This window comes from Nodularia spumigena CCY9414 (genome assembly GCF_000340565.2).
Lineage (GTDB): Bacteria > Cyanobacteriota > Cyanobacteriia > Cyanobacteriales > Nostocaceae > Nodularia > Nodularia spumigena.
Window position 1 is genome coordinate 5072764 of the sequence record NZ_CP007203.1, and the last position, 12973, is coordinate 5085736.

The following is a 12973-nucleotide window of genomic DNA, read 5'->3' on the forward strand; positions in this document are numbered from 1 at the left end:
AGTATTAGTATAGGTAGGCGATCGCACCCTAACTAGTATATTTAATTAATATTCCTATTTTTCCTGATGTGTACCATTTAACCAGGCTTCTAGGTCAGCAATGGTAGTAAAGTCTAGGAGGGCTTCCCCTAGGGACTCCAGTTGATTCAGGTCTAAGGAACGGATTTGAGCTTCTTGGTTGGGGGACAATACCCCACAGCGACGGTTCAACAGACGGATAATTAGCTGGGCTTCACCCTCCTGTCTACCTTCGGCTTTACCCTCCTTAGCTCCTAGTTGAAACACATCCCGATAGAATCTTGTCTGGGTAATATCTGCTGTTTTCAGGTCTAACATCTTCAATATTTCCTCTGGACTGATTTGGGGGAATTTGCTTACTAGTATAGCCTCGATCAGGTCTAGTCTTTGTGTGAATTGTGTTTTGTTCTCTACGTTTTGCAGTAGTTTTTGGGCTGCTTCACCTACCCGGTTTTGAGGGAGAACAATTAACTGTAATATTCCCAGGTTAGGACTTAGGTCTGTCTCTAATAGCAAGTCTTCCAGGTAAAGTCTCTGTACTTTTTGCTCTAAATCTCCATAAGGTATTTCTGACCCCAGTTCATGACTGCGGGATTTGAGGATGATTAGTCCCCGCCATGATCCGCTGATGTTGTATTGTTTCAGATATAAGTAAACTTCTGCAAAATAGCGCCCATAAAAACCTTTATCTGGTTGCATTTGGGCTTCCAGAAATACTATGGGTAGGTTGATGTCTTCCCCTATGGGAGTTAATACCCCATCGTGGCGAAATTCCTGTTCTTTAATCACAGGGGCGCAGTATTCAAACTCACAGTCTGGGGGAATTCCCGGTATCAGTTCGGCAAGGATACCTGGTTGAGTTAGGAATATACGGTAAAATAGCTTATCTGTTTTCATTTGATCTCAGGGAATTGATCGCCCCAGGGTAGTGTTAAAGGCGCATAGGTACAAAAGCTGAGTTGGTCACGGAGTTATTTACTTGCATCATTTACATCTTTTACGTCTTTTGTCAATACTTTCTCACGAGAATATGTAGTAAGTTGCTTTAAATACATTTCCAGAAAGGCGATCGCGGCTATTGTTATGAGTAAGTTTATCCAGGCTCCAACGCTACCCAACAGATAAATGTTCAGGCCTATGGCACTGGTAAATATCATATAGCTAATGGCTACCTGGGAGTGATTCCATCCGGCTTGGTGTAAGCGTTGATATAAGTGAGTGCGATGGGCTTTAAAAATGTTTTCCCGGCGCTTTAACCTGCAAATTAAGGTATAAATAGCGTCTCCAGCGATGGGTAGGGTGATGGTTAAGGCCGACCATGATTGCACAGCAGAGGCATCATGGGAATAATTGAATAGGGCTATGGCTACTGTAGCCCCTAAGACAGTGCTACCTACATCTCCCATAAATATCTTGGCGGGGGACCAGTTCCAGTACAAAAATCCCGCTAGAGCAGCGATTAGCAGCACCCACAGAGGTTGATTTCCCATCAGTGCTATCAAACTCAGTTGAATCATGGTTATCCCCCCTACTAGACCATCTAAACCATCCATGAAGTTGTAGAAGTTAATCAGGGCGGTCATACCCACGAGGGTGAGAAGGATAGCGACTGTAATACCAACCGGACCGAGGTTGGTTAACCAGGGTTGGGGAAAGATACCAAAGAAAGATATGGCTATACTGGCTGCAACTATCTGTACTAAGTATCTCAGCCTAGCAGGAATGTGCGAACGGTCGTCCAGCAAGCCAACCACTGTCAGAGGGAGCAGAACTAACCAGATATGACTGACATTGATGTGGGCTGTACTGACGGTATTGGGGGTGAATAGCCAGGAAAAGCACCAACTGACAATGAAGAAGGAGGCTACAAAACCCAGTCCTCCACCTCTGGGGGTGGGTTGAGTGTGGGAACTGCGCTCATTGGGAATATCTATGAGATGGGCGCTAAGTTGATTTTTGATCAGATAGACCAACAGACAACTAAGCAGGAAACTCAGGGGAATGAATATGAAGTAAATCACTTGGTATGAAATGGGTATTAGATGTAGATGTCTAAGTTAAAGCAAGTAGATGCCTGGGGTGTAATTTATAAATCTTTGTATAAAATTAATGGTTAATATTTGATATTATAATCTGTAATTGCAACTAGTCAGATCCCCGACTTCTGCTGATAATCTTCTGATGTCACCACAAGTACTGATAGAAGTCGGGGATCTTTGGGGAGTTAGATCCCCGACTTCTGCCGATAATCTTCTCATGTCACCACAAGTGCTGATAGAAGTCGGGGATCTTTGGGGAGTTAGATCCCCGACTTCTGCTGATAATCTTCTCATGTGATCACAAGTGCTGATAGAAGTCGGGGATCTTTAGGCTTGACGAAAGTGACGGGCTGTGTATTGCAGTGCCTCATCAACGCTGATGGGTGGTGTCCAGTTGAGAAGAGTTTGGGTTTTGTGGATGTCTAGCTGGAGCGAGCTACAGAGGCGTTGGGCTACAGCTTTTTTACCTAGGAGGGATGCTGTAAATTCCAGCCACTGCACAGGGATGGGGAGTAACCAGGCGGGTTTTCCTAGTGCATTGGACATCCGTCTGAGTAAGTCAGTGGTAGAGAGGTCTTCGTTATCACTGACTAAGAATGTTTGGTTGGCTGCGGCAGGATGGGTGAGACAGTTAATGATTAAGTCCACTAGGTTGGGCAGTGCTACTAAACTACGACGGTTATGGATAGCACCTAAGGGTAAAGGAAAGCCTTTGTCTAACCATCTCATCATAGAGAGGAAGTTAGCTTTGACACCCGGACCATATACTAGGGGGGGACGGATGATGACTACTTCTAGTCCAGTTTCTGCGGACAGTTCCCGGATTTGGATTTCGGCTTCAGCTTTGGAAATACCGTAGGGGTCTTGGGGCGCGGGGGTGTCGTCTGCGGTGAAGGGACAACCAGGGGTAGTTTTTTCACCGTTAACTTTGATGGAACTTAAGTAGATGAAGCGTTTAACACCATGTTGGGCGGCTTGGCGAGCTAGGTTGAGAGTAGCTTCGGTATTTATTGCCCGGAAGGCGGCGAGGGGGTCTGCCGCAGTGTCTTTCATTTGGTGTACTCGGGCAGCTAAGTGGATGATACAATCAACTCGTGCTAGTATGTCCTGGCGTTGGTTGAGGTCATCCAGAGATGCGATCTCAACTGTCTGTATGGGGTAAGAAAGATTGACTTGACTTTGGCCAGAACGAACTGCCGCAAAAATAAGGTTAGTTTGGGGGGTATGCACAAGCTGATGACAAATGGCTTGTCCTACAAAGCCATTTGCACCTGTAATGAGAATATTCATAGCTGCTGTAGAGATAAGGCCTGTTTTTTGGGGCAGCGGATTAACTGAAAGATTTTGGTAAGGTTTTTAGAAAATAGTTTAAACAGCTTGGTGTCTACTTGGTTGGAGAATTTAAATCCCTGACGCTGGTAAAGTTGTTCAAACTTACCACAAACATTAAAAGGGTGGTGCTTTGGACTAGCCATTAAAACACATCCGATGAACCCATCTGCTACTGTCATAAGTCTAAACCTTGGTTTTTTCCGTGTGAATAGCCAGCCTTTTCCTCCTGGTTGGGTAATCTGTTAGAGGCTACATTTTGGCTCAATTCATTATAGATATCCAAATGATCTGAGACAATTTGCTCGATTGAGAAAATTGCTTCAGCCCGCTTACGTCCAGCAGCACCCATGCTTGTTCGTAACTCTGGATTGAGGAGGAGGGTCTTGATGGCTGCTGCTAAAGAAGTGGCGTTTTTTGGAGGTACTAATAAACCTGTTACTTGAGATTCTATGGCATCGCGACAGCCAGGAATATCAGTTGTAACAACTGGGCGACCACAGGCTGCGGCTTCAATGAGAACTTTAGGTAAGCCTTCGCCATAGCTGGGTAGTACTACCAAGTGTGCTTGTGCCAGAATATGAGGCATATTAGTGCAGTGGCCCCACCATTCAATCACAGATTGTTTATGCCAGGTCTCAAGCTGTTCTTTTGACAACGAAGCAGGATTTGCAGGATCAGTATCGCCCACAAGGACAAAACGAGCTTTAACTCCTTCTGATTGGAGATGATGAGCAGCCTCCACAAATTCTCTTACTCCTTTGCTAATTAACATGCGACTGGCCATCAAAACTAACGGTATCCCTACAGGTTCAGGTTGGACATGAAATTCTTGTAAGCTGACACCAGAACCAGGAATTAACTTGAAGGATTTTGTAGATAGTTTGGCGATTTTTTGAATTATTACCAAATTATCAGGATTTTGTACCACAATACGAAGATTAGGATGTCCCAGAGCCAAAGGATAAATTTGATTGGCTATCACCCGAATCAGTCGAGCTCGCAAACTAGAATCTGTGAAGACAAAACCAAGTCCGGAAATAGCAGATACTACACTAGGAATTCTGGCTATACGGGCTGCTATACCGCCTATAATGACAGGTTTAATAGTAACTAGATGGACTATATCAGGTCGTATATTTTTATAGATATGGAATATCTCTAATATTAACTTCATTGAACTAATGAGATTAGTGTCACTGCGATGAAGAGATAGGGGATGAACGTGTAATCCATATGACTGCATCTGTGTAAGATGTTTAGTGATACCTGTGGCAATGTGGACTTCGTAACCTAAATTTATTGCTTTCAAGGCAATCGGTAAGCGATGGGAAAGAAAAAACCAATCCACATTAATTATGAAAAGCAGTTTCTTAGACATAAGTTTCAGTGGCGTTGTAGATTATTTTTAGCCATTAACTTGTAAGCTCTTGATTCAGAATATCGAAATTAAGAAGTTAGATCCCCGACTTCTATCAGCACTTGTGATCAGATAACAAGATTGTGTTCAGAAGTCGGGGATCTTTGTCTTTGACCTATTAACTAAGATTGTGTTTTCAAACTTCTATTTAATTTACACCTGATAATAATCCCTATACCAATCGATAAAACGCCTGATACCCACCTCAATGGGAGTGGCGGGTTTAAACCCCACATCTGCAATTAAATCATCCACATCAGCATAGGTCATGGTTACATCTCCGGGTTGCAAAGGCAACATATTCTTTTGCGCCTTCATCCCCAAGCAGTCTTCTATCACCTCAATGAAATGCAACAACTCCACAGGATTATTATTCCCAATGTTATAGATTTTATAGGGTGCTTTACTAGTCCCTGGGTCAGGTTTATCCCCTGACCAATGAGGATTACCTTGGGGGATATTATCGGTAACTATTACCACACCTTCGATAATATCATCAATGTAAGTAAAATCACGTTTCATTTTACCATAATTGAATACATCAATGGGTTGACCTGATAAAATGGCTTTGGTAAATAAAAATAAAGCCATGTCTGGTCTTCCCCAAGGACCATAAACGGTAAAAAAGCGCAGTCCCGTAGTGGGTAAGCCGTAGAGGTGGCTGTAAGTATGTGCCATTAGCTCGTTGGCTTTTTTACTGGCAGCATATAAACTAATGGGGTGGTCCACGTTGTCATGGATGGAAAAAGGGGTTTTAGTATTAGCTCCATAGACAGAACTGGAGGAGGCAAATACTAAATGTTTGACTTGGGAGTGACGACAACCTTCTAAGATGTTGGTGAATCCGAGAATATTACTGTTAATATAGGCGTGGGGATTTTGGAGAGAATACCTCACCCCAGCTTGGGCTGCGAGGTTGACAACTACATCAAATTGATGTGTTGTAAATAGGTTGTTGATTCCCTCTTGATCCCCTAAGTCCAGTTGAGTAAAGGTGAATAGCTGCTGTGATTGCAGTTGAGCCAGGCGAGCTTGTTTGAGGGAAACGTCATAGTAGTTATTCAGGTTATCGATTCCTATAACTTCGTCACCGCGGTTTAATAGTCGCTGGCTCAGGTGGAAGCCAATAAAGCCTGCAGCACCTGTAACTAAGATTTTCATAATTTTTCTGTTGGCATCCTAGGATTTAGATATTTCCCCAAAAAATTCCGTAACAATCTATTTTAAGTTACACATCTTAAAACTATTTAAAACTATAAACTCCAGTAAGTCATTGTATTAGGAATACTCGATGGATTTAAAACAGATTTGACATCCATCACAACACCAGAAGATCCTAAGCAACCTAATAGTTCTTCCCGTGGTAAGTCTAGGTAAAACCGATGATTGACAGCCAAGATTAATCCATCTAGATGGCATAGCTGCTGCCACTCTACTAATTCAACTCCGTATTCCTGTTGTGCTTCTTGGGCATCGGCTAGGGGGTCGTGAATTAGGGGTTCAATGCCAAATTGCTGTAACTCTTTGATAATATCAGGGATGCGGCTATTTCTCAGGTCGGGGACATTTTCTTTAAAGGTTAATCCTAAAATACCGATGCGGCTGCCTTGAATTGGGATTTTAGCTTGTATGAGTAGTTTCACCAATCGCTGGGCTAGGTACATTCCCATCTGGTCATTAATGCGTCTTCCTGCTAAGATAACTTCGGGATGATAACCAAGGGTTTCTGCTTTGGCGGTGAGGTAATAAGGATCAACACCGATACAGTGACCACCCACTAACCCAGGGGTAAAGGGAAGAAAATTCCATTTAGTTTGGGACGCTTGTAACACGTCATGGGTACGGATATTGAGGCGATCGCAAATTAAAGCCAATTCGTTCATAAAGGCAATATTCAGGTCACGCTGGGTATTTTCGATAACTTTGGCCATTTCTGCTACCTGAATGGAAGGGGCGCGATGAATACCAGCTGTGATAATTTGACCGTAAACTGTAGCAATACGTTCTAGGGTTTCTTCATCTTCCCCCGCCACAACTTTGGTGATTTTCTCTAGGGTATGTAACTTATCACCGGGGTTAATTCTTTCAGGGGAATAACCCAGTTTAAAGTCTATCCCCTGTTTTAACCCAGAAATTTGGGCGATCGCAAGTCCGCAGATTTCTTCTGTCACTCCCGGATAAACTGTAGACTCGTAAACCACCACTGCACCGGGTTGAATGACTTTACCAATGGTGTGGGAGGCTTTAATGAGGGGAGTGAGATTAGGTTGATGATTGTCATCCACAGGGGTGGGAACACAGACGATAAAAAAGTTCCTGTCTTGGAGAGTGGCTAGATTATCGCTCAGGTGTAAGGATGTTTGAGTCAGGGTGTGACTTTCTACTTCTTTCGTGGTATCGATTCCTGCTTTCAAGTCATGGATGCGATCGGGGTTGATATCAAAGCCCACTACATCCGGGAATTTTTCTGCTAGGGCTAAAGCCACGGGTAAGCCAACATAGCCTAAACCAAGCACGGCAATGCGATGATTTTCTGTGTTCATAGATAAAGTTTGGATAAATCTAGGTAAACATTCTGCCGCAATAAGTCATAGATTGATCACTCTATGGGGTGGCGGGGAGTATTAATTGTAAGCGATCGCCCTCTGATATTTCTCAGGAACAGATTTGTGCGATCGCCTGCCATTGTACTAATGAATTGTAACACTCAGTATAGTTTTTCTACATCAGGGCAAGGTTACAATTGTAACTGTTTTACAATCACCATTACTTTTCAGCTAAAATCAGAGATAATCCCAGATCAATAATCTCCTGGCGATCGACCATCTTCTCTAATGTTTCTATATCGTAAATCCCCTCTGCTACTTCCAAGGATGCTGCATTGAGGGCTTGTTCGTAACTGTCTTCTAGACACAGGCGCAGTTCTGGAGGTTGCAGATAATACCCTCCTACTTTGCGCCGTTTATTTTTCCTTTGAATCTCCAGAGCCGAGTTACGAATAGAAACATCCCAAGAACGTGTAGTCCTATTTTCAGCCTCTTGTTTAATCAGATGCAGGAGCAGAATTTTCCCATGACTACAAATATTATTGATTTTGTCGTCTTTGCATTTAATCTCATAAAATTGTAGTTTTGCGTAGTCAAACGTAGCTATACCCGTCACTACAATGAACCTTAGTAATATCTTTCATTGTTGAAAATTCAACTCTAAAACCATTGATAACAATCTCACATCCGTTTTTTGTGGGAGTTTTAACACGACTTACATACTTTCCAGAAGTTATGTTTTTACGATCTTTGTGCAAAGTAGCCTTAACAAAATCTCCTGTAGAAACATGAGTGAATATTTTTTTAGGCTCAGTGCAAGGAAAACCAAATTTATTGATCCTACAGAATCTTCTGCAACTATGCCCCGTGCTTTTTACTGTTAAAATTTTTGTTGTCAGTATTTTGAGAGTTTCAACTTTTCCTACACAAGCAGCATCAATCCAATGAGTTTTAGGCAATCCTAAACGAGTTCTATTAAACTTAGTTAAACCTCCTGAACCTGTTGTTATAGGTAATCCAGTTTCTTTTAACTTATTAAATAAAGCCCATCTCGTTGAATTTACAGCAGACGCATCTTTTAGTGGACGCTTGGCTTGGGATAAAATTTGCTTCAACAACTCAGGCTTTTTTGCTAAAAACTTCTCAATATCTTGAGTACCTTTTTTGATATTGCATTTCTCACAAGCTAGACACAAATTAGAAATTCTATTAGTTCCTCCTTTGGCTTTTGGTTTAATATGCTCAACTTGTAAAGGGACATTTTCCGCAGTACAGTATGCACATTTTCTATTCCATTTATTCAAAAGATATTCACGGACTTCATACCCTTGTAACTCTCCCTGTTGATACTCAAAGCCTGATATCTCCGGGTTTTCTAGCTGCTGTAGGTCAAACCTAGCAAGCTCTTCAACTATGTCAGTTATTGGGGCAAAATTACATAATCTTTTAACCCAAGTGTTAATAGTTAAAACTCTATGGCTTAAAGAAGGTGCTAACCAACCTTGAGGTTTAGTGCGGTTAAGAAATCTAGCTTGACGATAACGAGTATGTCTAGAACGTCTTCCTCGCCTTACTCCTTTTCGAGTTTCTAGGCTTTCTTTAATAGCTAAACCTCTGTGTTGTAATTCCATACCCCAGATGACTTTATTATTTTGAACTAACGCAAAACCTGTAGTTTTACTCCCTGGATCTATTTTTAATTCAATCGGTTGAGTTGGAACTTCAGATTTAGGTTCTTTCAAAATTATGGTAAATGGAAATCTTCTAAATACAGCAGCTTTTTGTTGATTTAATAAAAAACGTGCATCTCCTGGATGAATTGGAGTAAGTGGTTTTTTGTTGGTATCAAGAACTAGAACAAAATTAGACATTTAAATTTCACCTTTTCAGGGTAATGTTTGCTTCAACCTTGTTATCTGAGCTTGTTATGCTAAATACACTATCCTTGCGGATTGTTTAATAAGTAGCAACATGGCAGGGGACTAGCGAATCCCAAGGTGTTATGACCTAGATAACGTTTACTCATGTTTTGAGTGGTTTGGTTCACATAAACTACAGATTACTCCGTTTATTTATGCTCTCTCTGCTCATTTCTTCCAAGTCTTCCACAATGGCTAGCGCCCCAGAAATATCACCTTGAAGCAACAAGCCTTTTAATTCTAAGAGTTCTTCCATAGGTTAGGTCATCTAGCTTATCTACTGTAGTATATCTCTCAATTAGTTTATACTTCGGTACTATAGCGTAGTTGGTGAAAACTATTCAGGTGTTGCTGTTGGCTGTGGGGTCAATCAAAGCCAGGGCGTGATTGATAATTTCCTGTTGATTCACCAGGTTTTCTAACTCTTCGGTTTCGTAACGTCCCCCTTCTACTTCCAGAGAGGCTTGATCAATAGCCATGGGGTAAGCAACCTCTAGGATTTGAAGTAAATCTTCTGGGTTTAAATAATGTCCCCCTGCTTTGCGCCGCTTATTTTTCTCCCTAATTTCTCTGACACTATTGCGAATAGAAACATCCCAGGAGCGTGTGGTACGCTTTTCCGCCTGTCGCTTAATTAAGTGCAATAGCAGTATAACTGTGTAACTACGAATATTGTTGATTTTGTCATCCCGACTCATTTCTTCTAAGTCTTCAACAATGGCTAATGCCGCATAAATATCACCTTGAAGCAACAAGCCTTTTAATTCTAGGAGTTCTTCCATAGCTGAGGATGATTTAACTTAGCTTTTCTTCTAGTCAGATTTTAGCACTTGAAAATTGATTCCTAATGTTCCCTGAGCGAAGTCGAAGGGAACAATATCAGGGGGAGGAAGTGAGGTGAAGATAACCCCAAGAGATTTTAGGGATGATTGGGGGTATCGTGGTTTCGACTTCGCTCAACCACCGAAATCAATACAGACCACATATCGACTTCACGCTAAAGTTATTGTCCGTACCACATTTGGAATACTAGTATATTCCACAAGTAATGTTGCCAATTGCGACTACCAGATAAATGTTCCTGCCACTTTTTCCGTATGGGTTCAGGATTGAAAAAACCATCTTGGCGCAAACGATGTGTACTAAGTAAATCTTCCGCCCACTCTCGTAAATCAGTACGTAGCCACGTATCTAAAGGAATGCCAAAACCCATCTTAGGTCGCTCAATTAAATGGGGGGGAACATATTGATAAAGTACCTGACGTAGGAGCCACTTAGTTTTACCATCACGAATTTTCCACTCTAAGGGTAAGGTACTGGCAAATTCTACAATACGATGATCTAGGAAGGGAATGCGGGTTTCTAAACTCACCCCCATAGCGGCTCTATCTACTTTCGTTAAAATATCTCCCGGTAAATAAGTGATAGAATCCATCGCCATCATCCATTGAGTATAGTGGAGATGGTCAACCCATTTCATTGTGGGGTGATATTTAAATTTATCTGCACCTATAACCAAAGATTCTGGGCTATGCAAATGGGAACATAGCCGATGATATAGGTCTAATGGATTGTCAAAGCCTAAAACCCCAGCCAATTTATGGATTTTATCACCCGGTAGCCTTTGTTGTAGAGATTTGGGTAAAATGGGGGTGAGGATATCAAATAAGTTGTTATAAATTTTCGGGGATAAACTAGTCATAGTGAGGGCAATCAGTTTCCTCATGCTTGGGGATATCCAACCCATGCGTTGCCAAATGCTATTAGCCCACAGGTAGCGGTTGTAGCCACCAAATAGTTCATCCCCGCCATCACCGGATAGGCTAACGGTGACTTGTTGACGAGCTAGTTGAGATACCAGGAAGGTGGGAATTTGGGATGAGTCGGAAAAGGGTTCATCGTAGAGGGTGGGGAGTTTGGGGATGACGGACTGAGTTTCTTGGGGAGTGACATAGAGTTCAGTGTGTTCTGTTCCCAAGTGTTGGGCTACGGATTGGGCTTGTGGGGCTTCGTTGTAAGCAGTTTGTTCAAAACCGATAGTAAAAGTTTTCACAGGTTGACTACTCTGAGCCTGCATTAAAGCCACAATGGTGGAAGAGTCTATACCACCGGACAGGAAGGCTCCTAAAGGAACATCAGCGATCATCTGCTGTTGAATGGAGTCCCTGAGCAGATGATCCAGTTGGTTAATGGCTTCTGTTACACTCCCAGGGAATGGATTGACCTGTCCCCACTCCACTGTTGATAATACTGACCAATAGGGTTGGGGTTGGGAATCATCATTGGGGTGGGTAAGGGTCAGGATAGTGGCTGGTGGAAGTTTGTAAATACCCTGATAGATACAATAAGGAGCAGGAATATAATTATACCTTAGTAGAAGGTTGAGAACATTGCGGTCAATGTTGCTTTGCCAATGGGGATGAGCTTTTAGGGCTTTGAGTTCAGAGCCAAAGAGAAAGGTTGTCCCCATCCAACCGTAGTATAAGGGTTTTTCCCCTAATCTATCCCGTCCTAAGGATAAAGTCCGCTCCTGTCTATCCCACAGAGCAAAGGCGAACATACCGACAAATTTTTCCACTGCGGGTTTAATGCCCCACTGGCAGAATGCGGCTAACATTACTTCTGTGTCAGAATGACCGCGAAAACTATGACCTAGTATCAGGAGTTGTTGACGGAGGGAGGAAAAGTTATAAATTTCACCGTTGAACACTAGCACATAACGACCATTGGCTGACTCCATGGGCTGATGTCCCTCCGGAGACAGGTCAACTATGGCGAGACGGCGATGTCCTAAAGCTAGACCTGCGTTAGGATCTACCCAAGTTCCCCCGTCATCGGGACCGCGATAGTAAAGAGTGGCAGACATTCGCCGGGCGATCGTCTCCATCTCTTCGACATTAATTGCCTCAACCCAGTATCCTATAATACCACACATAGAAATACAATATATACAGTAAATTTATTCATTTATAGCAGGGGGCAGGGGGCACCGGAGCAGGGGTAGGTTTTTAATATTAACTGTGAAGGCAGGACTACCGAAGACTAGGAGGGAAAGTAGACAAGAAAGATTTTCTACAAAAAATGGTCTGTTGAGCGTCAGTTTTTGTTACTAATTGTACATTATTTGTACGGAGTTTCTCCCTTGTCCACTGTCCTTCTTTGTCCCCCAAGTCTTGCCCTGACGACAATGTAAAATACCTACCCTTGTGATCTGGCGACCACCGGGTTTGGGTTGTGGAATCATCTCACTGCTGTATGTTCCCTGAGCGAAGTCGAAGGGAACAATATCAGGCTGAGGAAGTGAGGTGAAGATAACCCCAAGAGATTTTAGAGATGATTGGGGGGATCGTGGTTTCGACTTCGCTCAACCACCGAAATCAATTGACTTGGTTTTTGCAACTTTCTTGTGGATTTTGTTGACTTTTTTCACGACTTTTTGTAGCCAACGGCACACCAATAAGGTGGGGTATCACTAAAGCTGATATTCTCTAACCCTGAACGTTCTAGCATTGCTTGGATTTGATTACGTGAGAAGCGTTTTTCCAACTTTGTCCCAAATCTATAATAGCCATTGAACATTTCTTTGAGTTCAGTTTGAGAGAAACCTGAATAGTCAAAACGTTTCCACTCGTCACCAAATCCTTCGACCACCTGAATATCAACATTTTTTTTCATAACAGATTAACAACCTTTTTATTACAC

General features: G+C 42.4%; 13 protein-coding genes. All 13 read right to left on the reverse strand.

Annotated elements, in window-relative coordinates; translation table 11 throughout:
* Positions 1-54 precede the first annotated feature (54 nt).
* A complete protein-coding gene (locus NSP_RS21970; protein WP_006194901.1) occupies positions 55-915 on the reverse strand; it encodes a DUF2887 domain-containing protein in 861 nt (286 codons plus the stop codon).
* A gap of 74 nt (positions 916-989) precedes the next feature.
* The gene (locus tag NSP_RS21975; RefSeq protein ID WP_006194902.1) at positions 990-1991 is read right to left on the reverse strand and encodes an MraY family glycosyltransferase; all 1002 of its coding nucleotides are present in this window, start codon (positions 1989-1991) and stop codon (positions 990-992) included.
* 393 nt (positions 1992-2384) lie between these two features.
* Complete coding sequence (locus NSP_RS21980; RefSeq protein WP_006194903.1) at positions 2385-3347, reverse strand: UDP-glucose 4-epimerase family protein; 963 nt, start codon at positions 3345-3347, stop codon at positions 2385-2387.
* Positions 3344-3568, reverse strand: coding sequence for a hypothetical protein (locus tag NSP_RS27120; protein ID WP_006194904.1), 225 nt, complete (start codon positions 3566-3568; stop codon positions 3344-3346). The genes NSP_RS21980 and NSP_RS27120 overlap by 4 nt, the downstream gene beginning before the upstream one ends.
* Positions 3565-4767, reverse strand: coding sequence for a glycosyltransferase family 4 protein (locus tag NSP_RS21990; RefSeq protein WP_006194905.1), 1203 nt, complete (start codon positions 4765-4767; stop codon positions 3565-3567). Before NSP_RS21990 ends, NSP_RS27120 begins: the two co-directional genes overlap by 4 nt.
* Before the next feature lie 192 nt (positions 4768-4959).
* On the reverse strand, positions 4960-5967 hold the full coding sequence (locus tag NSP_RS21995; protein WP_006194906.1) for an NAD-dependent epimerase: 1008 nt from the start codon (positions 5965-5967) through the stop codon (positions 4960-4962).
* Positions 5968-6059: 92 nt separating this feature from the next.
* Positions 6060-7349: a nucleotide sugar dehydrogenase gene (locus tag NSP_RS22000; protein ID WP_006194907.1), complete on the reverse strand. Its 1290-nt coding sequence runs from the start codon at positions 7347-7349 to the stop codon at positions 6060-6062.
* 223 nt (positions 7350-7572) lie between these two features.
* Positions 7573-7968 (reverse strand): hypothetical protein, encoded by a 396-nt coding sequence (locus tag NSP_RS22005; protein WP_006194908.1) that lies wholly within the window; start codon positions 7966-7968, stop codon positions 7573-7575.
* On the reverse strand, positions 7946-9223 hold the full coding sequence (iscB, locus tag NSP_RS22010) for an RNA-guided endonuclease IscB (RefSeq protein ID WP_006194909.1): 1278 nt from the start codon (positions 9221-9223) through the stop codon (positions 7946-7948). The genes NSP_RS22005 and iscB overlap by 23 nt, the downstream gene beginning before the upstream one ends.
* 181 nt (positions 9224-9404) lie before the next feature.
* Entirely contained in the window at positions 9405-9527 is a 123-nt protein-coding gene (locus NSP_RS27290) for a hypothetical protein (protein ID WP_006194910.1), read from the reverse strand.
* An 85-nt stretch (positions 9528-9612) separates the two neighbouring features.
* Positions 9613-10053, reverse strand: a complete 441-nt coding sequence (locus tag NSP_RS22015) for a DUF29 family protein (RefSeq protein ID WP_006194911.1) — start codon at positions 10051-10053, stop codon at positions 9613-9615.
* 221 nt (positions 10054-10274) lie between these two features.
* On the reverse strand, positions 10275-12206 hold the full coding sequence (gene asnB / locus NSP_RS22020) for an asparagine synthase (glutamine-hydrolyzing) (protein ID WP_071839353.1): 1932 nt from the start codon (positions 12204-12206) through the stop codon (positions 10275-10277).
* Positions 12207-12697: 491 nt separating this feature from the next.
* Positions 12698-12946 (reverse strand): hypothetical protein, encoded by a 249-nt coding sequence (locus tag NSP_RS22025; RefSeq protein ID WP_006194913.1) that lies wholly within the window; start codon positions 12944-12946, stop codon positions 12698-12700.
* Between the last annotated feature and the right edge of the window lie 27 nt (positions 12947-12973).